Genomic DNA, 19,993 nt, shown 5'->3' with positions numbered 1-19,993 from the left:
GCGGTGCACGCTGCGCACCGCCGCAACGGCCGGAGGATCCCGGCGACGTCGGCGGAGGTCACCACGCGGCCTCGCGGTAGTCCTTGAGGAAGAGACCCGACACCGGTGCGCCGGCCTCGCCGCGGACGATCGGGTCGTAGACGCGGGCGGCGCCGTCGACGATGTCGAGCGGGGTGCGGAAGCCTCCGGCGGCGATCCGGGCCTTCTTGGGGGCCGGGTTCTCGTCGGTGATCCAGCCGGTGTCGACGGCGCACATGTGGACGCCCTGAGCGGCGAGTTCCTCGGCGCTGGTGCGGGTGAGCATGTTGAGGGCGGCCTTGGCCATGTTGGTGTGCGGGTGCCCGGCGGTCTTGTTGCGGACGGCGAACCGGCCCTCCACCGCGCTGACGTTGACGATGTAGCGGCGCGGGTACGGGGAGGCGAGCAGCAACGGGAGCAGACGGTCGCAGAGCAGCGCGGGGGCGAGGGCGTTGACCAGCTGGGTCTCCAGCACCTCGCCCGGGTCGAGGCTGCCGAGCCGGGCGGACCAGGAGTTGGCGGGCGCGAGGTCGGGCAGCAGGCCGGCCTCGTCGGCCAGCTCGGGCAGCACGTCGGCCGTCAACGCCGGGGGGCCGACGTCGAGTTCGGCTGCGGGCCAGGCCGGGGAGAGCGCCGGCATCGGCCGGAAGCCGGGCGCGTGCGTCACCGCGGTGACGGACGCGGCGGGCAGCGCGGCCTGCTCACCGGCGGCCAGCAGCGCGTAGGACTCGGGCGGGCGGCGCAGGGTCTGGGCGGCGTTGTTCACCAGGATGTCCAACGGGCGGCCGTCGGCGAGCAGTTGTCCGGCGAGGCCGAGTACCTGGCGGGGGTCGCGAAGGTCGATGCCGACGACGGTGAGGCGGCTCCACCAGTCGGCGGAGCCCGGCGCGGCGCGGAACCGGCGGACGGTGTCGTGCGGGAAGCGGCTGGTGACGATCAGCTCGGCGCCGTCGCGCAGCATCATCAGGGCGAGCTCGAAACCGATCTTCACCCGGCCGCCGGTGAGCAGCGTGCGGCGGCCGCGCAGGTCGGTGGCGAGGGCGCGGCGGGAGGTGTTGTCGGCGGCGCAGGCGGGGCAGAGCAGGTGGTAGAAGGCGTCCACCCGGCGGTAGCGCTGCTTGCAGACGTAGCACCGTCGGCCGAGCCGGAGTTCGCCGAGCGGGGCCGTGGCCGCGGCCACGGCCAGCGGCGCGTCCTCGCGCCGGTCGCGGGCCCCGGTGGCGGTGGCGGCGAGCAGGTCGGCGTCGGCCCGGCGGGCCTCGTCCTTGACGCTCTGGCGGCGGCGCTTGCGGCTCTCGCGGACGAAGGATTCGAGCTGCCGCTCGGCGTGCAGCCGGATCCGGTTGCCGGCGGGGAGGGCGCGCAGGCGTCCGAGGGTGCGGCTGAAGGCGGCCAGTTCTTCTGTGGTGACCTCGTCGGCCGTCGTGTGCTCGTCGGCGGCCCGGCCCCCGTCGGCTGCGGTGACCTCGTCGGCCGTGGCGCACTCGTCGGCTGCGGTGACCTCGTCGGCCGTGGCGCACTCGTCGGCTGTGGTGTGCCCGTCGCTTCGGACCGCCATGTCCGTCCCCCTCGTGCGCTGTGCTGCAGTGCCCCGGTGGTCCCGACCGGGTTCCAACCGGCGTGCCCGGCAGGGCGGAGCGGTGCGCCTGACTCCGTGCTCCGGGGCCAAGGCCTGCCCGGGAGGCCGGATTCGAACCGACGTCTCCGCCATGAGAAAGCGGCGCGCCTGCCTCTGCGCTACGCCCGGGCAGTGGGAGGGACTGTACCGGCTGCGCGAGAGAAGATCACATTATTCGTAGGATGAGGGCCTTGATCGGGGCAGGACGCGCCGCGAGCACGACAGGGAACGGGGAGATCACGATGGTGAGTCTCAGTGCGGTGGCCGGAATCGCCATGGTGGAGCTGGGGATGGTGCTGGCTCCGGGGCCGAACATGATCTATCTGGTGTCCCGTTCGGTTGCTCAGGGCCGTCGGGCCGGGCTGATCTCGTTGGCGGGCGTGTTCGTCGGCTTCCTGACCTATCTGGTCGCGGCGACCGCTGGTATCGCGACGGTGTTCGCGTTGGTGCCGGAGGTCTATCTGGCGGTCAAGTTCGCCGGTGCGGGTTACCTGCTGTGGCTGGCCTGGAAGGCGGTCCGTCCGGGTGGCAGTTCGGCGTTCGCGCCGAAGGAGCTGGCGGCGGACGGGCCGGGGCGGCTGTTCGGCATGGGTCTGCTGACCTGTCTGCTGAATCCCAAGATCGCGATTCTGTACGTCTCGTTGCTGCCGCAGTTCGTCCAGCCGGAGCGCGGCCATGTCGCCGTCCAGAGCCTGTTGTTGGGCCTGACGCAGATCGCGGTCGGGGTGGCCGGGAATGCGGTGTTCGTGCTGACGGCCGGTTCGGTGTCCTCGTTCTTCGCCCGGCGCCCGCTCTGGCAGCGGGTGCACCGCTATCTGATGGGTACCGCGCTGGCGGGCTTCGCGGTGCGGATCGCGGCCGACCGCTCTCGGGTGGTGCTGGCGGCTCCCTGACGCCTCTGGGTGGGGAGCCGCCGGCACCCGGCTCAGCCGCCGTACTGGGCGAAGATCTTCGCGAACTCGTACGGCTGCTGCGGGATGTTGGTGCACTTGAACAGTGCGCCGGTGCAGGCGTTGGCATCCCGGGTGGCGTCCCAGAAGGCCAGCTCGCCGAGGTGGTGCTGCTTGGCGAAGGCCACCAGCTGCTGGGCGTCCGCCTGGTTGTAGATCTGGTGGTCGTCGTTCTCGCCGATCATCGGCGTGACCCCGACCATGGCCCACAGCTGCGCGTCGCTCCTCGCCGGGTAGAGCGCCTTCAGCTGGCCGTACAACGCCTGCGCGGCCCGGACGGCGGCGTCGCCGTAGTCGGAGCCGGCGCGGTAGTAGTCCATCGCCATGATGTTCACCAGGTCGACGGCCACGCCCGCGTCCCGGGCGGACTTCACGATCGCGACGCCCTCGGTGGTCAGGCCCTCGGGCAGCACCGGCAGGGTGAAGGACACCTCCAGGCCGGGGTTGGCCTTCTGCAGCTTGGCGAGCGCGGCCGAGCGGCGGTCGTTGGCGGCGGTGTCGGCGATCGCGGCGCCCTCGATGTCGAAGTCGACGTAGCGCAGGTTGTACGCCTTCACCACGGCGTCGTACTCGGCGAACAGCGAGTCCACCGTGGTGCAGGCGGCGGCGAGTTCGGTGCCGCTGGCGCCACCGAAGGAGACCTTGACGTCGCCGCCGGCCGCCCGCAGCGCGTCCACCTGGTCCTTGGCCCAGCCGGTGCGCGGGTCGTAGGCGTTGAACCAGCTGGCCTTGCAACCGACGCCGGTGACGAAGCCCATGGTGAAGGACTTCAGGTTGCCGGCCTTGGCCATCGCGGGCAGGGACGGGGTGGGCCAGGCACCCATGTCGATGTAGGGGGCCACCGGGACGGCGACGTTCGGCGGCGGTGTGGTGGGTGTCGCCGTGCCGGTGGGCGTGGGCGTCACTGTCGGCGTGGCCGAGGTCGGCGGCGGGGTGGACGGGTTGCCGCCGGGGCCGGTGAGCGCGACGTCGTCGGCCAGGTAGGCGCCCTGCCCGTACCAGCCGTGCAGGTAGACGGTGACGCTGGTGGTGGCCGGGCCGGTGGTGAAGGTGGTGGAGAGCTGCTGCCAGGCGGCGCCGCCGGGCGTCCAGACGGCCGGGTCGGTGACCCCGCTGCCGGTGGCGCCTAGGTAGACGTACTGACCCTGGACCCAGGCGCTCAGGGTGTACTTGGTGTTGGGCTGCACGGTGACGGTCTGGCCGCACTGGGCGGTGTCGCTGCTGCTCGCGGCCCCCTTGAGGGCGTAGGAGCCGGTGTGTGCACCGGAGTTGGCGATGCTTCCGGTGCCGCCGGAACAGCTCCAGGGGGCGGTCGCGCCGCTCTCGAAGCCGGCGTTGGCGAGCAGGTTGCCGTCGGCCGCGTCGGCGTTCCCGGCCAGGGTGGCGAGCCCGCCGGCGGCCAGTGCGGTGGCGGCGGCGAGGCCGAGCAGTGCGGCCCGGCCGGCGGGCCGGCGGTGCCGGGCCGTGGTACCGGGTGCGGCGGTGTCGGACGCGGAGATGTCGTGGGGCGCGCGTGGCATGGGGGTGCCTCTCGGGACGGCGCCCGGCCGCCGCCCGCCGCGGTGGGGAGCGCGGGCGGGCGACCGTGGGCGGTGGGGTGGTGTCCGGTGCGGGGGGAGGTGCGCGGTGCTGGGCACCAACGTGGACTAGACCAGCTGTGCACGTCAAGAACTTCCGGGGCATCAAAGGTCCGCCAGGGACAGGCTTACGCGCGGTTTAAGGGAGGCCGCGGGCGGCCCGGGTGCCGGGCGGGGCAGAGGAAGATCATCCCGCTCCGGCGCCTGGTACACCTGGACGGACAACGGCGACTTCTGATGGCCGCAAGGGAGTTGCGGCGCCGGTGTCCGCCTGTCGGAAAGCCGCCCGCACGCCGAGCGCAGCTCCCTAGGGTGGCGCGATGATCAGGAATCTGCGCATCTGCTTCCTCGGGGACTCCTTCACCCAGGGCGTCGGCGACCCGGAGTACCGCGGCTGGGTCGGCCGGGTGCTCCAGGCGACCGGCGGGGACGTGACGGCGTTCAACCTGGGCGTCCGCAGGAACACCTCGGCGGACGTGCTGGCGCGGATCTGGCCGGAGGTGGACGCGCGGACGGTGCCCGCGGCGGACAGCCGGCTGGTCCTCTCGGTCGGCAGCAACGACACCGTGCGGGAGGCGGGCCGCCCACGGGTGGCGCCGGAGCGCTGCGCGGCCAACCTCGCGGCCCTGCTGGACGGTGCCCGTGAGCGCGGACTCGGCGTCCTGGTGGTCGGCCCGCCGCCGGTGGCCGACGCGGGCGCGGAACACCTGGACCGGCTGCTGGCGCTCGTCGGCGCGCTGGCCGCGCTCTGCGCCGGGCGCGGTGTGCCCTTCGTCGACGTGACGGCCGCGCTCGCCGCCGATCCGGTCTGGACCGCCGAGGCCCTCGCCGGCGACGGCGCCCATCCGGGGGCGGGCGGCTACCGGCGGCTCGCCGGCCTCGTGCTGGCGGGCGGTTGGCGGGAGTGGGTGCTCGGAGGAGGGGCTTGACCTCGAGTGCACTCGAAGGGAGAGGCTGAAGCCGTTGATCCGCAACACACGAAGGAGCACCGGAAGATGCGCACCTCCACGCTTGGTCAGCAGGGTCCCGAGGTCGGCGTGGTCGGCCTCGGCTGCATGGGGATGACCTGGGCCTACGACCTGCAGAACCGTGACGACGAGACGTCGGTCCGGGTGATCCGGGAGGCGCTCGACCTCGGCGTCACCCTGATCGACACCGCCGACTACTACGGCCCGTACACCAACGAGGAGGTGGTCGGCGCGGCCCTGGCCGGCTCGTACCGGGAGCGTGCGGTGCTGGCCACCAAGGTCGGCCTGGTGTCGGGCACCGGTGGCAGGATGGCGGGGAACAACGGGCGCCCGGAGCACGTGCGGCGCTCGATCGACGAGAGCCTGCGCCGCCTCGGCACCGACCACGTCGACCTCTACCAGCTGCACCGGGTGGACCCGGAGGTGCCGATCGAGGAGACCTGGGGCGCGCTCGCCGAGACCGTCGCGGCCGGCAAGGCGCGCCGGATCGGGCTCTCCGAGGTGAGCGTCGAGCAGATCAAGCGGGCGCAGGCGGTGCACCCGGTGGCGTCGGTCCAGTCCGAGCTGTCGCTCTGGACCCGGGACGCGCTGGCCGAGGTGGTGCCGTACACCGAGGCGGAGGGCATCGCCTTCCTGCCGTTCTCGCCGCTCGGCCGGGGCTTCCTGACCGGCAACATCTCCTCCGCCGACCAGTTGCAGGCCGGCGACTTCCGCCGCTCGCTGCCGCGGTTCCAGCAGGACGCGCTGGCGGCCAACCTCGCGCTGGTGGAGAAGGTGAAGGAGGTCGCCGCGCGGGTCGGGGTGACGCCGGCGCAGGTGGCGCTGGCCTGGGTGCTGGCGCAGGGCCGGTACGTCCTGCCGATCCCGGGCACCAAGACGCCCAAGTACCTGGTGGACAACGCGGGCGCGGCCGACGTGGTCCTCGCGGCGGCGGACCTCGCCGAGCTGGACGCGCTGCCGACGCCGACCGGCAGCCGCTACTGAGCGACCCCGGTGGCCGGGGGCCGGCCGGCCCCCGGCTCCCCGCTCAGCGCTCCTTGACCCAGATCAGCTGCCGCCCCGTCTCGCCGGGTGCCCGCACCGCCGTGTCGGCGATCCGGTCGAGCCGGTAGCCGAGCTTGCGCGGCACGGCGGCGCTGGCGGTGTTGGCCTGGTCGCAGCGGATCTCCACCCGCCGGATGCCGGGCAGGGCGAGCGCGGCCCCGGTGAGCGCCGCGGCGGCCGTGGTGGCGATGCCCCGGCCGACGTGCTCCGTGCCCACCCAGTAGCCGATCTCCAGCGCGCCCGGGCCGATCCGGCCGTGCAGGCCGAACGAGCCGATCACGCTGCCGGGCAGGGCGTCCAGGCCGACCAGGTAGATGAAGTCGGTGCCGGCGTCCCAGGCGGCGGCACCGGCTCTGGTCGCCTCGGCGGTCTGCGCGCGGCTGGGCGCCTCCGCGGCCCACTCCAGCCAGGGCCGCAGGTGGTCCAGGTTGGCCCGGACGGCGGCGTTGAGCGCGGCCGTGTGGCCGGTCGAGCGGCGGTGCAGCGAGACCCCGCCCGCCAGCCGCAGCAGCTCCGGCGGCCGGCCGGGGGAGACCTCACGGGACCGTGACATGACAGGGCTCATGACCGCGATTATGGCCGTGGTCCAGACCTGCCACCACCAGGAGGGCGCGGGTGCGGGGCGCCGCCCGGGGGCGCGTCAGAGGCGCACCAGGACGTCGTCGAGCTCCTTGCGCCGCAGGTCGGGGACGCGCGCGCCGTCCGCCGGGTAGCCCACCGGGATGACGTAGGCGGCCCGTTCCTCGGCCGGCCGTTCGCACACCTCGTTGAGGAACCTCATCGGGCTCGGGGTGTGGGTGAGCGTGGCCAGCCCGGCCTGGTGCAGGGTGGCGAGCAGCAGGCCGACCGCGATGCCGACCGACTCCTTGGTGTAGTACGGGCGCGGCGACCGCGGGCCCTTGTGCACCTCGAACACCACGATCACGGCGGGCGCGTCCTCCAGGAACGGCTTCTGCCAGTCGGTGCCGATCGGCGCCAACGCGGCCAGCCACTCCTCGGAGGCCCGGTGCGCGTAGAACTCGCGCTCCTCCGCCTCGGCGGCCGCGCGCAGCCGCCGCTTGCGCTCCGGGTCGGTGATCACCACGAACCGCCACGGCTGGACGTGCGCGCCGCTGGGCGCGGTGTTCGCGGTGCGGACCGCCCACTCGACCACGCCGTCCGGGATCGGGCGGGTCGAGTAGTCGCGGACGGTCCGGCGCAGGGCCATCACGTCGTGAAAGGACCTGCTGCGTGCCTCGGCCTCGTGGGCGGGCACCGTCAGCGGGCGGAGCGGGACGCTCGGGTAGGAGGGGCCGTCCGCCGTGCTGTCAACCATCTGGCTCTCAACCATGGCCGACAGCACAGCACATGACGGACCAGCCGGGAAGAGGTCGAGACCAATCGGGCGGTCAGCTCTCGTGGACGCGCCCGCCCCCGACCTCGATCCGCCGGTTCACCGAGACCGTGTCCAGCATCCGCCGGTCGTGCGTGACCAGCAGCAGCGTGCCGGTGTACGAGGCCAGCGCGGCCTCCAGCTGCTCGATGGCCGGCAGGTCCAGGTGGTTGGTGGGCTCGTCCAGGACCAGCAGGTTCACCCCGCGCGCCTGGAGCAGCGCCAGCGCCGCCCGGGTGCGCTCGCCGGGGGAGAGGGTGTCCGCCGCACGCAGCACGTGCACCGCCTTCAGCCCGAACTTGGCCAGCAGCGTGCGCACCTCCTCCGGCGTCAACTCCGGTACGGCGGCGGCGAACGCCTCCGCCAGCGGCTCCCCGCCGAGGAACAGCCCGCGCGCCTGGTCCACCTCGCCGACCACCACGCCGGAGCCCAGCACGGCGCTGCCGCCGTCGAGTTCGAGCCGGCCGAGCAGCGCGGCCAGCAGGGTGGACTTGCCCGCGCCGTTGGCGCCGGTGATGGCGACCCGGTCGGCCCAGTCGATCTGGAGGTCCACCGGGCCGAGGGTGAAGTCGCCGCGGCGGGCGGTCGCCCCGCGCAGGGTGGCGACCACCGAGCCGGAGCGCGGCGCGGTGGCGATCTCCATCCGCAGCTCCCACTCCTTGCGCGGCTCATCGACCACGTCCAGCCGCTCGATCATCCGCTGGGTCTGCCGGGCCTTGGAGGCCTGCTTCTCGGTGGACTCGGACCGCATCGCCCGGCCGATCTTGTCGTTGTCGGAGGACTTGCGGCGCGCGTTGCGCACCCCGTGCTCCATCCAGCCGCGCTGCATCCGGGCCCGGGCCTCCAGGCCGGCCTTGGTGTCGGCGTACTCCTCGTACTCCTCGCGGGCGTGCCGGCGGGCCGTCGCGCGCTCCTCCAGGTACGCCTCGTAGCCGCCGCCGTACAGGTTGACCTGCTGCTGGGCGAGGTCCAGCTCCAGCACCTTGGTGACGGTGCGGGCCAGGAACTCGCGGTCGTGGCTGATCAGCACGGTGCCGGCGCGCAGGCCCTTGACGAAGGACTCCAGCCGCTCCAGGCCGTCCAGGTCGAGGTCGTTGGTGGGCTCGTCGAGCAGGAAGACGTCGTAGCGGGAGAGCAGCAGCGAGGCGAGGCCGGCCCGCGCGGCCTGGCCGCCGGAGAGCGCGGTCATCGGCAGGTCCAGCGAGACCTTCAGCCCGAGCGAGTCGGCGACCTCCTCGGCCCGCTCCTCCAGGTCGGCGCCGCCGAGGTCCAGCCAGCGGTCCAGGCTGGTCGCGTAGTCGTCGTCGGCACCCGGGCGGCTCTCGACCAGGCCCTCGGTGGCCGCGTCCAGCGCGGCCTGCGCCGCCGCCACACCCGTGCGCCGGGCAAGGAAGTCGCGGACCGACTCGCCCTCCCGCCGCTCCGGCTCCTGCGGCAGGTGGCCGACGTTGGCGGACGCCGGGCTGAGCCGCAGCGACCCGCCCTCGGGGGTGTCCAGCCCGGCCAGCAGCCGCAGCAGCGTCGACTTGCCGGCGCCGTTCACCCCGACCAGCCCGATCACGTCCCCGGGGGCGACGACCAGGTCCAGGCCGGAGAAGAGGGTGCGGTCGCCGTGACCGGCGCTGAGGTCCTTGACTACGAGTGTGGCGCTCATGATGCCCCCGATTCTAGAAGAGCCGGGGACCGGGCAGGAGCCGGCCCGCGGTGCCCGGGAGGGGACCGGGGAACGCGCCGGGGCCCGCGGCGGGAAGGCCGCGGGCCCCGGGTGCTCAGGACGTGCCCGAGGTCACTTCTTCTTGGAGATGTACTCCAGCGCGTGCTGGGCGACGTCGTCCAGGTACGGGCCGGCCTCCCAGGTGTTGTCGTTGCCGCCGATGGAGGTGTCCGACACCAGGACCTGCTTGCCGTCCTTGGTGGTGAACCAGCCGCCGCCGCTGTCACCGCCGGTGCCGTTGCAGCCGATGGTCAGCATCGCCGGACGGCTCGCGTCGATGGTGTGGCGCACCGGCTTGCCGCTGTCGCAGTGCTCCAGCTCCATGCCGTCGAAGGGCTTGCCGGCGGGGTAGCCGTAGCTGCTGACCGCGGTGATCTGGTCGCGCGGGGCGTTGAACCAGACCGGCACCGAACCGCCGACGACCTCCTCCAGCGACTTGCCGCTGCCGTCCGGGTTGGCCACCTTGATGATGCCGAAGTCGTACTGGCTCCACGGGCCGCCGTACTCCGGGTCGGCCTCGCTCGACCAGGTCGGGGAGACGATGCCGGCGACCGCGCCCCACTCGCCGTACGGCTCGGCCTGCGTCAGCGAGGCCTGCTTGCCGCCGCTCACCACGCCGGTGCTGTTGAACGCCGGGGCGAAGGTGATGTTGGTGTGCGACTTGCCGCCCTTGCCGCCGTGCAGGCAGTGGCTGGCGGTCCAGACCAGGTTGCTCTTGCCGGGGTTGGCCGGGTCGGAGACGACCGTGCCGGAGCAGACGTAGTCCTGGTTGCCGTCCTGGAAGAACAGCTTGCCGTTGACGTGGAAGTTCTTGGCGAACGGGTGCGGGACGGGCTTCTCCTCGACCAGCTTCGGCAGCGGGTCGTTGCCGCCGTCCGACGGCGCCTGGGAGGTCGGCTGGGCCGGTGCCTGGGAGGTCGGCTGGGCGGTGGGCTGTGCCGTCGGCTGGGTGGTCGGCTGCGCCGTGGGCTGGCCGGGCTTGTACGGCTTGGCCTGGAGGATCTTCTGGAGGTCCCAGAAGCCCTTCACCGCCGGAGTGATCACGTTCTGCTGGGCGAACTTCTCCCAGTCCTCGTACTTCCACTTCTTCAGCTCGTCGAGGCTGGGCAGCTTGATCGGTGCCGCGCCCGGCTTGTCGGTGCTGGTGGCCGCGGTGGTGGGCGCCGCGGTCCCGGCCCCGGTCGTGTCGCTGTTGTCCGGCCCGCACGCCGTCGCGACCACCATCGTCAGCGCGACCACGGAGGCGCCCAGCGCAGCACGAGTCGTCCGGGATATGTGTGACATGAGTTCAGTTCCCCCTGTGGATGAACGCCATACGGCCCAGGACGGCACGGTCCGCAGGTATGGCCGGTGAGGAGTCTGCCATGGGGATAAAGGCGTTCTTACATCCGCCCCTGACCGGGACAGAGCTGTCACGGGATCGGCACGTCATCGGCACGGGAAAAACCTGTTGCGGCCCCCGCCGGGCCTCCGTAGCGTGATCCGTGCCACCCGTCAGAACAGGAGAAGGCCGTTGCTCTACTGAGGTCCCGAGACACCGCCCCCGCCGCGATGCAGCCCTGCTGCCCGCGGAGCGTGAGTGTGCGAGTGCGCGACCTCAGTGGTGAGCCGGTCCGTGGCCCTTGACGGCCCCCGGTCCCTTCCCGCTCCCTGCGTGCACTCCCGCGGTGTCTCCCGTGTCGCTCCCCAAGACCGCAGGCAACCACCGGGAGGCCACTCATGGCACAACCCAGCACCTCCGTCCTCTGCACCGACCTCGCCTTCGAATGGCCCGACGGCAAGACCGTCCTGGACGGCTTCCACCTCGCCGTCGGCCCCGGCCGGACGGGCCTGATCGGGCTCAACGGCTCCGGCAAGTCCACCCTGCTGCGCCTCGTCGCCGGCGAGCTCACCCCGACCGCGGGCACCGTCAAGGTCGGTGGCGAGCTCGGGTACCTGCCGCAGGGCCTCACCCTCGACAGCGGCCTGCGGGTCGACGAGGCGCTCGGCGTCCGGGCCGCCCGCGAGGCCCTGCACGCCATCGAGTCCGGCGACACCGACCAGCGGCACTTCGACGCCGTCGGCGACGACTGGGACGTCGAGGAGCGCGCCCGCGCCACCCTCGACCGGCTCGGCCTGTACCGGCTGGGCCTCGACCGGACCACCGGCGAGCTCTCCGGCGGCGAGGCCGTCCTGCTCCGGCTCGCGGCCCTGCTGCTGAGCCGCCCCGACGTCCTGCTGCTGGACGAACCCACCAACAACCTCGACCGGGCCGCCCGCGAGCGGCTCTACGAGACGGTGGCCGGCTGGAGCGGCGTGATGCTGATCGTCAGCCACGACCGCGAGCTGCTCCAGCACGTCGACCAGATCGCCGACCTCCGGGACGGTCAGGTCACCTGGTACGGGGGGAACTTCGCCGAGTACGAGCGCACCCTCGCCGCCCAGCAGGAGACGGCCGAGCGGCTGTTGCGCAACGCCGAGGCCGACGTCCAGCGCCAGAAACGCGACCTGTCCGAGGCCCGCATCCGGCTGGAGCGCAGCGCCAGCTACGGCAAGAAGCGCTCGGTCACCCGCAACGACCCGCACATCTTCCGCGGCATGCTGAAGCGCCAGGGCCAGGAGACGGCCGGCCGGCTCCAGGGCATGCACACCGAGCGGCTGGAGGAGGCGAAGCAGCGGCTCACCGCCGCCGAGGAGGCGGTGCGCGACGACGCCGAGATCCGGATCGACCTGCCCCGCACCGCCGTCCCGGCCGGCCGCACCGTCCTCACCCTGCAGAAGGTCCGGCTGCCCTACGGAGCCACCGCCGACCTCGACCTGCGCGGCCCCGAGCGGATCGCCCTGGTCGGCCGCAACGGTTCCGGCAAGTCCACCCTGCTGCGCACCATCGCCGGCGAACTCTCCCCGCTGGAGGGCGAGATCACCACCCCGGTGCCGGTGCGCCACCTGCCCCAGCGGCTCGACCTGCTGGACGACGGGCTCACCGTCGTGGGGAACGTCAAGCGGTTCGCGCCGAACGCGGGGGACAACGCGATCCGGGCCAGGCTGGCCCGCTTCCTGTTCCGGGGGGGCCGGGCCGACCAGCCGGCCGCCACCCTCTCCGGCGGCGAGCGGTTCCGCGCCACGCTGGCCGCCCTGCTGCTGGCCGACCCGCCGCCGCAGCTTCTCCTGCTCGACGAGCCGACCAACAACCTCGACCTGGCCAGCGTCCGCCAGCTCACCGAGGCGCTCGCCGCCTACCAGGGCGCGCTGATCGTCGTCAGCCACGACCTGCCGTTCCTGCGCGGCCTCGGGCTCACCCGCTGGCTGGAGCTGGACGGCGAACTGCGGGCGGTGGAGCCGATGTAGTCCGTCACCGGGGCGCGCCACCGAGGTGCTGACGGGCCGACATGCTCGCGGCGGCCGACCGGATCCGCTCCTGGCGGATCCGAGCCGGCCGCCGCGAGCGTCGGGTCGGGGTGGGTCGGGTCGGTGCGGGTCGGGGATCAGACCTCGGAGGCCTCGGAGACCGGCTCCGACGCGGCTGGGGCGCCCGGCCGGAGCTTGCCCGCGACCAGGGTGCCCAGCCGGTCCAGCCCGATCACGGTCGCCGCGAGGACGATGAACTCCACCGTCAGCAGGGCTATCTGGCCCCACACGTAGCCGTAGCCCTCGGTCGTCGGGTCGAAGAAGAAGTACGGGTACGGCATCGGGTAGTTGGAGAACAGCGCGTTGCGGACCAGGACGATCGCCGCGTAGCCGAGCGGGAAGGCCAGCCAGAGCGGGATGTCCCGCCAGGCGGCGGCGTTGCGCGGCTTCAGCGTCAGCCAGTCGATGATCACCATCACCGGCGTGACGTAGTGCAGGAAGAACGACGACCAGTGCTGCAGCTTGTCCGGGCCGTCGAAGAGCCCGGGCAGCGGGTTGGCGCCGTGCTCCAGCAGGATGTGCGAGACCAGCCCGGTGATCAGGATGTACAGCGTGGCGGCGCCGCGCAGCCGGGGCGCGGGCGCGTCCACCGTGCCGCGCTTGACCATCCAGTAGACGGCGCCGATGAAGTAGCCGAGCACGATCACGTTGCTCTGGATGGTGAAGTACACCAGCGGCGCGGTCTGGAGGGTCAGGCCGAGGCCCGCCGAGAGCACGATGCCCATGCGCCACCAGAGCGCGGGACGGGTCCGGACTGACATACGGCCACCAGTTCGTTTCAGGCGATACGGGAGGTATCGGGCGTAGAGGGAGGGAAGGCCGCACTCTACTCGCTGGTAGGGCCGGGACGGAAGAAACGTCGGAGCAGGTGCTCCCTGGCCGGGAGCTACCCCGGCAGGACGAAGCCCGACTCGTACGCGGCGATGACCGCCTGGGTGCGGTCCCGGGCGCCCAGCTTGGCCAGCACGCTGCCGACGTGCGTCTTCACCGTCTCCTGGCTGACCACCAGCCGCCCGGCGATCTCGCCGTTGTTCAGCCCGGCGGCCATCAGCCGCAGCACCTGGCCCTCCCGCTCGGTGAGCCGCCCGATCGGCCCCTGTGCGGGCGCGGGCGCGCCCGCGCGCTGCCCGGCCGGGGCGTGGCGCAGGGCCAGCTCGCGCACTGCGGCCGGGAAGAGCAGCGAGTCCCCGCGCGCGACCAGCCGCACCGCCTGGACCATCTCCTCCGCGCTGGCCCGCTTCAGCAGGAAGCCGGCGGCGCCGGCCCGCAGCGCGTCGTACACGTGGTCGTCGTGCTCGAAGGTGGTGACCACCATGATCTTCGGCGGGTCGGCCATGCCGCCGACCAGCTGCTCGGTGGCCCGGATGCCGTCGATTCCGGGCATCCGGACGTCCATCAGCACCACGTCCGGCCGCAGCTCGCGCACCAGCGACACCGCCTCGGCGCCGTCGGAGGCCTCGCCGACCACGGTCAGGTCCGGTTCGGCGTCGATCACCACCCGCAGGCCCATCCGCACCAGCCGTTCGTCGTCGGCGATCACCACCCGGACCGCGGCACCCGGCCCACCCGGCCCACCCGTCACGTTCGTCCCGCTCATCGCGTCCCTCCCACCGGCAGCCAGACGGCCAGCCGCCACGTCGTTCCGTCGTCCGCCGGACCGGCCTCGCAGCCGCCGTGCAGCACCGCCGCCCGCTCGCCGATGCCGCGCAGCCCGCGGCCGCCGCCGGGGCGGCTGGGGCGGGCGGGGCCCAGCGGGTTGGTCAGTTCGATCTCCAGCCGGCCCGCGGCCAGCCCCAGCCGCAGCCCGGCGGGCGCGGTCGGGCCGGCGTGCCGCAGGACGTTGGTGAGGCCCTCCTGGACGATCCGGTACGCCTCGCGGGAGGACGCGGCCGGCAGCCGGTCCAGGCCGGGCGGCAGCTCGGCGTCGACGTTCAGCCCGGTGCGGGCGAGCTGTCGCAGCAGGTCGTCCAGCCCGGCCAGGGTCGGCCCGGCGGGCTCGGCGTCGGCCCGGTCCTCCTCCCGCAGCAGGCCGATCACGGCGTCCAGCTCGGCGACCGCGGCCCGCGCCGTCTCGCCGATCGCCTGGAGCGCCTCCTCGGCGAAGTCCGGGTCGCTCCGCAGCACCCGGGCGGCCGCCGAGGCCTGGATGCCGACCGCGCTGAGGGCATGGCCGACCGAGTCGTGCAGCTCGCGCGCCAGCCGGTTGCGCTGGGCGAGCACGGTGGCCCGCCGTTCGGCGGCGGCCACCCGCTCGTCCGGGGTCGGGCCGAGCAGGACGGGTGCCCAGCGGGCCAGCAGCGTGCCCAGGCCGGCGCTGGTGGAGAGGATCAGCAGCGTCAGCGCGAGGCCCATGAGCGGTCCGGGCAGCCAGGACGGGAACCCGCGGTCCTGCCAGAACTGCAGCAGCCCGGCCGCCGGCGGCCCGCCCAGCGGCGAGATCATCAGGAAGACCGCGAACGGCACCCCGGACAACGTCATCCCGCTGACCACCCCGCCGAAGAGCAGGTGCAGGACGTACCAGGCGACGGTCTGCCGCCGGGCCGCCCAGGACCGGGCCGGGCCGGTGGCGACCTCGTCCGGCCGGCTCGGTGCGCAGAGGGCCCGCGCGGCGGCCCCTTCCAGCGCGCGGACCGTCGGCACCAGCGCGGTGACGGCGGCCATCGGCAGCGACAACCCGAGCGCGGTGAAGTAGAGAAGCAGCTGGACCATCGGGTCGTGCTGCGGGTCGAGTGCTCCGATCAGCACGGTCGAGAGCATCCAGTAGGGCATCAGCAGCGCGCCGCCGAGCACCAGGTGCACCCAGCGCAGCCGGGCCTGCCGACCGAGCAGCGCGCCCCCGGCCCGCCGCAGCCCCCACCGATCCGCGCCCGCCCCCGTGTTCACCCGGCCGACTCTACGTCAGTGACCGTCGGCCCGGCGGCGGTCGTCCTGTCGGTGACCGCGTGCGCGCCAGTGGTCGTTCCGGCGGTGGTCGGCGTGGCATTGATCGTCCCGGCGGTGGTCGTTCCGGCGGTGACCGCGTGCGCGGCCGTCCGCTCGACGAGGGCGATCGTGCCGACCACCAGGATCAGCAGGCCCGTCACCAACTGCCCGGCCTCCACCAGCGGCATCAGCCCCGGCACGGCCTTGCGCAGGTCGGTCACCTCGTTGGTCGTCCCGAGTGCGACCAGCTGGTAGCCGCCCCAGCCGAACAGCGAGCCGCCCGCGGTCCACACCACCGCGACCGGCAGCCGCAGCCGCCGCTCCGGCCGGATGCGGAACACCAGAACCAGCAGCGCCGCGACGCCGGCCACCGCCATCACCGCGGTCACGCCGTCCAGCACGCCCGAGGCCCGGGTGCGCTGCTCGGTGAACAGCACCGGGAGCCCCGTCGAGCCACCCGCCGCCCAGTACGTGCGGGCCGCCGCCACACCGAGCGCGAGCAGCGCGGCGACGCCGGCGAGGGCACGCTGCACGGTGAGGGTGGGGGAGTCCGGCAGGTCGCCGATCCGGCTGCTCAGCAGGCCCGCCCAGCGCCGCCGCGCGTACAGCAGGAAGGCGGTGATCAGCGCGACGCCCTGGACGGAGAATCCGCCGTAGACGACGGCGAACACCCAGCCGGCGAGCCCTTCCGGGCCCCCGCCGTCCGAGCTCTCGCCCGCCGGGCTCTGCTCCGGTCCGAGCAGCACCGAGGCGAGCGCGCTGAGCGGCAGCGCCACCAGGACGGTGCCGAGCAGCCCGGTCGCCACCCACATCGGGAACGCGACCAGTCCGGCCGGCGCCCGCCGCCCCCACGGCCGGACGAAGGCGAGCGCCAGCAGGACGGCGATGACGTCCATGCCGAAGGTCAGCAGGTTCACCAACCAGAGCTTGTCCATCCCGGCCCGGTCGGCGACCCCGACCGGGTGGCCGGTGAGCCAGAGCACCTTGATCGTCAGATACGGCACCGTTGCGGCGACGGCGGTCCAGGCGGCCGTCACCCGTACCCGGTCGACGGAGGTCCTTGTGGTCATGCCGCCACGCTCCCGCAGCGGCGCCCGCCAGGACGTCCCCCCGGCTCATGATCCGCCTCCCCCTCCGGGGGGATCCGTACCGCCGGGCCTCCTACCGCGGACGCGCGGGCCCGCCCGGGCGAAGAGCTCGGACGGGCCCGGGGCGCGTACCGCTACGGGATGATCGGCTCGCAGCCGATCGCCTTGCCACCGGCGGTGAGGAACTGCTTCCACAGGTCCGTGACGTCGGGGAAGGGATCCGAGGTGCCCAGCAGCCTCATCTTGAAATAGGTGGGCCTGCCCTGACAGGTCGTGACCACCTCGTCGTTGCTCGGGGACGAGAAGCCCGTGGTCCAGCGTGCGCGGCCGAAGGCCTCCGGAGTGTCCTTGTCGGCGTCCGGCGCCCTGAGCCGGGGTTCGGTCCCGATGGCGAAGGTGGCGGCCGCGCTGCTGGTCCCGACGTCGCAGGACCAGAGCGGGGCGAACGCGGTGGTGGCCTGCATCATGCGGGTCACGGGTTGCCGAGCGCGTTGTGGTAGGCCCGGTCGATGGACGAGCGGTAGTGCACCCCGGCGCTGTCGGCCAGCTGCTTCGTCACGCTGCCGGTCGCGTCGATGTCCTGGTCCGAGACGCCGGAGCGGCGCGCCTTCTCCTGGATCATGGTCATCAGCTGGGACTCGCCGGCCGTGTAGTTCTTGCTCACCTCGCCCTGGGTCCTGACGTCGAGTTCGGCGTTGGCCTTGTTCGCCCAGTCGGAGGTGCCGATGTCGACCAGACGCTGGGCGACGTCACCCAGGGGGAACCAGGAGGCGCCCGGGATCTTCAGCATGTTCGCCGCGGTGCCGTAGACGTGGTAGTCCATCTTGGCTTTCCAGTTGTTCTTGAACTGCTCATCCGACTTGTGGTCGATGAAGGTGTCCGCGCGCACGGCGTCGAGCGCTCCGAGCGCCTTCCCGGACTCGTCGAGGAAGCCGGCGAACTTCGGGTTCGGGCGGCCGGTCACGTCGGGCTTGAAGTTCTCCGGACCGAACTCGTCCATCCGGCGGCCGACCTCCCGGCTCTCGGACAGGTGGATGACGGCGAACGCCTCCGGGTCCTCGGTCACGCCGCGGATGACGCGCAGCAGTTGTTCCCGGCTGGCATGGAGCCCCTCCGGGTGGGAGGGACCGGAGAGGTCCTTGCTGAGGATGTCGTGCGTGTCCGCCGGGAACTCGGAGATCATGTTCGCCAGCGGGCGGCGCAGGACGGGTGAGAGGTCGTTCTCGTGGCCGGCCCGGTCCCCGCCGAGGGTCGTGAGCGCCTTGTCCATGATGCGCACCATCCCCTCGTCGTGGGGGCGTACGGGCTTCTCGTTGCCGTGTGGATCACGGCCGGTCGTGGCGGCTTCCAGGACGTCGGCGAAGGCCGCGTGCGAGCTCGCCTTGAGGTCGGCGGGGAACAGCTTGCCCTCGTTGTCCTGGTTGGGCCACTTGCGGTCCTTGAGCAGGTAGTCCAGGTTGCCGTTGGTGGCCGGGTCGAGGAACGCCTTCGACGCCTCCGGGTTGTGGCTCATCGCCCGCATCAGGCCGCCCATCGGGTCGGTCGACTTGTCGCCCGTCACGGTGTAGAAGGGCCCCCAGAGGTCCTCGCCCTTGAGCTTGCTGGTCTTCTCGTAGTCGACCAGGTCGTTGCCGACCCTGTCCAGGAATCCCTTGTCGTAGCTCCCGCCGGCGCCCATCAGCTGGGTGAGTGCCGGGTAGTTGTCGTTGAAGCCCGCCCCCGAACCACCCGGCTTGCGGGCGGCCTTGAGCAGGTTGTCCTGCCAGTCCTTGCCCATGCCGCCGTCCTTGGTGGCGGTGGCGAGCACCTGGGAGAGGCTGCCGTAGATGTCCTGGTAGTCCTTGGCGTTGTGGTCGCCGTGGGCGAATTCGTTGTAGTGCTTGGAGTACTCCAGCAGCGCCTCCGGACCGGTCTTGTCGCCCGCCTTGAGGCCGTTCAGCAGCGTGGTGGAGAACTCCTTGGAGCCGGAGTCGGCGGCCATCAGGTTCTGCAGCCGCTTGCGCTCCTCGTCGGAGAGGCTGCCGCCCTTGCCCATCAGGTCGGCGGCCCGCCTGGCGTCGGCCGCGTCGCCGCCGCCGTACGGGCGGGCGTTGAAGGCGGTGGTGCTGGTGCCGACGTCGCTCTGCAGGGCGGACGAGGCGCGCTGGTCGGCGGAGGTGGCCTTCGCGACCGCCTGGGCGATCCGGTTGGTCATCGCCTCGCCCTTGGCCTTCATGTCGGCCTGGTACGTGCGTACGGTGTCCTGGAAGTCGGGGTCGTTGTGGCCGTCGCTGGACATCGGCGGCCAGCTGACCGACCCGTCGTCGGCGACGGTGAGCTTCTGCTCGCCCGCGTCGTGCAGCGCGTTGTCGAGGTCCTTGCGCGCGGCCGTGAAGTCCTCGCCCGCGTCCCGGATGATCGCGGCGAGGGCGTTGGCCACACCGGTGGCCTGGGTGAAGTCGGTGTCGATGCCCTGGAGGGCCCGGCTCGCGTCGTCGGCGGCCCCGCCCTGCCAGCCGGCCCGCTGCGGGGTGTTGGTGAGCTCCCGGCCCACCCGGCTGTCCAGTGATCCCAGTGCCTTGGCCATGTTGGTCCAGGCCTCGGCAGTCTCCGTGACGCCGGAGAAGTCGGCCTCGCGCAGTTCCTTGAAGGACACCATGTTCCCTGGGGCTCCTCTCTCTTTTCGCGGGTCTCAGGCGCCGAAACTGGCGGAGGTGGCGTGCTCGTTGGCGTGGTAGTTGCGCTGGGTGCTGTCGAGATTCTCGGCGGTGCCGGTCAGCTTGTCGTGCAGCGTCTTGCACTGCTGCAGCCAGCGCTCGGTGGAGCCGGTGAGCGCGCCGCCGAAGGAGAAGCCGCGGATCCTCGTGGCCGCCGTGGAGGCGTGTTCGGCGAGGTTGTTGCCGCCCTTGCCGTTGGCGTTGTCGAGGTCGGTGGCGATCTGCCGGGCGATGCCGGCCGAGGCGCCCAGCTCGGTCGGGTGGTCCAGCCGGGTGGTCGGAGCGGACGGTGCCGGGCCGGGGGAGGGGCTCGGGGTGGGGCCGGCCGCGAACGGGGAGGCGCCCGGTGCGGAGATCGGAATGATGGTGCCCGGTGCCGGGTTGCGCGGCGCGCCCGGCGGGGATGCCGGTGCGACCGGCCCGGTGGTGAACCCTGGGTTACCCATGTGCGTCTGCTCTCTTCCTCCGGCCGGTGGCCGGAACCCCTCCGAACAAGCAGGACGGCCCTGTCGGCCCTTCCGTCGGTATACCGACGCGGTTCACGTCGCCGTAGTTGCGGCGTGCGCGTCAACGATTCGCCAAGATCGTCGCGCGGGCGGGCGTACGACGCCGGCGCCCCGGACCGAGGTCTTGTTACCG

Annotated in this window: 17 protein-coding genes and 1 tRNA gene; 4 read left to right on the top strand and 14 right to left on the bottom strand. The window is 72.9% G+C overall.

All coding sequences use genetic code 11. The annotated features are described in order from the left end of the window. Window positions 1-58 precede the first annotated feature (58 nt). Window positions 59-1,576, bottom strand: a complete 1,518-nt coding sequence (locus ACZ5WK_RS17435) for an SDR family oxidoreductase (RefSeq protein ID WP_465548287.1) — start codon at window positions 1,574-1,576, stop codon at window positions 59-61. Between the two features lie 115 nt (window positions 1,577-1,691). Beyond that, window positions 1,692-1,767, bottom strand: a tRNA-Glu gene (locus ACZ5WK_RS17430). Window positions 1,768-1,878: 111 nt separating this feature from the next. Here ACZ5WK_RS17430 and ACZ5WK_RS17425 point away from each other — a divergent pair. Further along, a complete protein-coding gene (locus tag ACZ5WK_RS17425) occupies window positions 1,879-2,529 on the top strand; it encodes a LysE family translocator (RefSeq protein WP_465548351.1) in 651 nt (216 codons plus the stop codon). A 32-nt stretch (window positions 2,530-2,561) separates the two neighbouring features. Here ACZ5WK_RS17425 and ACZ5WK_RS17420 read toward each other — a convergent pair whose 3' ends face one another. Next, complete coding sequence (locus ACZ5WK_RS17420; protein WP_465548286.1) at window positions 2,562-4,106, bottom strand: carbohydrate binding domain-containing protein; 1,545 nt, start codon at window positions 4,104-4,106, stop codon at window positions 2,562-2,564. Window positions 4,107-4,483: 377 nt separating this feature from the next. Here ACZ5WK_RS17420 and ACZ5WK_RS17415 point away from each other — a divergent pair, with 377 nt between their 5' ends. Together ACZ5WK_RS17415 and ACZ5WK_RS17410 are read left to right on the top strand one after the other, a co-directional pair. Then, window positions 4,484-5,092 (top strand): GDSL-type esterase/lipase family protein, encoded by a 609-nt coding sequence (locus ACZ5WK_RS17415; RefSeq protein WP_465548285.1) that lies wholly within the window; start codon window positions 4,484-4,486, stop codon window positions 5,090-5,092. A 66-nt stretch (window positions 5,093-5,158) separates the two neighbouring features. Next, entirely contained in the window at window positions 5,159-6,115 is a 957-nt protein-coding gene (locus ACZ5WK_RS17410) for an aldo/keto reductase (protein ID WP_465548284.1), read from the top strand. Between the two features lie 43 nt (window positions 6,116-6,158). On the opposite strand, the gene ACZ5WK_RS17405 is transcribed toward ACZ5WK_RS17410, so the two are convergent. The 4 genes from ACZ5WK_RS17405 to ACZ5WK_RS17390 all read right to left on the bottom strand — a co-directional run bounded on the left by ACZ5WK_RS17405 (window position 6,159) and on the right by ACZ5WK_RS17390 (window position 10,545). Beyond that, a complete protein-coding gene (locus ACZ5WK_RS17405) occupies window positions 6,159-6,740 on the bottom strand; it encodes a GNAT family N-acetyltransferase (RefSeq protein ID WP_465548283.1) in 582 nt (193 codons plus the stop codon). A gap of 75 nt (window positions 6,741-6,815) precedes the next feature. Then, the gene (locus ACZ5WK_RS17400) at window positions 6,816-7,505 is read right to left on the bottom strand and encodes a nitroreductase family protein (protein ID WP_465548282.1); all 690 of its coding nucleotides are present in this window, start codon (window positions 7,503-7,505) and stop codon (window positions 6,816-6,818) included. A 58-nt stretch (window positions 7,506-7,563) separates the two neighbouring features. Next, window positions 7,564-9,201: an ABC-F family ATP-binding cassette domain-containing protein gene (locus ACZ5WK_RS17395; RefSeq protein WP_396319157.1), complete on the bottom strand. Its 1,638-nt coding sequence runs from the start codon at window positions 9,199-9,201 to the stop codon at window positions 7,564-7,566. Window positions 9,202-9,333: 132 nt separating this feature from the next. Continuing rightward, window positions 9,334-10,545, bottom strand: coding sequence for a hypothetical protein (locus ACZ5WK_RS17390; protein ID WP_465548281.1), 1,212 nt, complete (start codon window positions 10,543-10,545; stop codon window positions 9,334-9,336). Between the two features lie 435 nt (window positions 10,546-10,980). On the opposite strand from ACZ5WK_RS17390, the gene ACZ5WK_RS17385 reads away from it, so the two are divergent. Beyond that, window positions 10,981-12,588: an ABC-F family ATP-binding cassette domain-containing protein gene (locus ACZ5WK_RS17385; RefSeq protein ID WP_465548280.1), complete on the top strand. Its 1,608-nt coding sequence runs from the start codon at window positions 10,981-10,983 to the stop codon at window positions 12,586-12,588. Window positions 12,589-12,725: 137 nt separating this feature from the next. Here the strand turns inward: ACZ5WK_RS17385 and ACZ5WK_RS17380 are convergent, their stop codons facing one another. The 7 genes from ACZ5WK_RS17380 to ACZ5WK_RS17350 form a co-directional block, all read right to left on the bottom strand. Next, window positions 12,726-13,409, bottom strand: coding sequence for a Pr6Pr family membrane protein (locus ACZ5WK_RS17380; protein WP_465548279.1), 684 nt, complete (start codon window positions 13,407-13,409; stop codon window positions 12,726-12,728). A gap of 125 nt (window positions 13,410-13,534) precedes the next feature. Next, window positions 13,535-14,245, bottom strand: coding sequence for a response regulator transcription factor (locus ACZ5WK_RS17375; protein ID WP_465548278.1), 711 nt, complete (start codon window positions 14,243-14,245; stop codon window positions 13,535-13,537). After that, a complete protein-coding gene (locus ACZ5WK_RS17370; protein ID WP_465548277.1) occupies window positions 14,242-15,531 on the bottom strand; it encodes a sensor histidine kinase in 1,290 nt (429 codons plus the stop codon). Before ACZ5WK_RS17370 ends, ACZ5WK_RS17375 begins: the two co-directional genes overlap by 4 nt. Further along, entirely contained in the window at window positions 15,528-16,640 is a 1,113-nt protein-coding gene (locus ACZ5WK_RS17365) for a hypothetical protein (protein ID WP_465548276.1), read from the bottom strand. The genes ACZ5WK_RS17370 and ACZ5WK_RS17365 overlap by 4 nt, the downstream gene beginning before the upstream one ends. 152 nt (window positions 16,641-16,792) lie before the next feature. Further along, on the bottom strand, window positions 16,793-17,125 hold the full coding sequence (locus ACZ5WK_RS17360; RefSeq protein WP_465548275.1) for a hypothetical protein: 333 nt from the start codon (window positions 17,123-17,125) through the stop codon (window positions 16,793-16,795). Between the two features lie 5 nt (window positions 17,126-17,130). Continuing rightward, window positions 17,131-19,296, bottom strand: a complete 2,166-nt coding sequence (locus ACZ5WK_RS17355) for a hypothetical protein (protein WP_465548274.1) — start codon at window positions 19,294-19,296, stop codon at window positions 17,131-17,133. Window positions 19,297-19,329: 33 nt separating this feature from the next. Further along, window positions 19,330-19,800, bottom strand: coding sequence for a hypothetical protein (locus ACZ5WK_RS17350; protein WP_465548273.1), 471 nt, complete (start codon window positions 19,798-19,800; stop codon window positions 19,330-19,332). Between the last annotated feature and the right edge of the window lie 193 nt (window positions 19,801-19,993).

Source organism: Kitasatospora sp. NPDC032757 (genome assembly GCF_055579305.1).
This window is presented reverse-complemented; position numbering and strand designations above follow the sequence as displayed.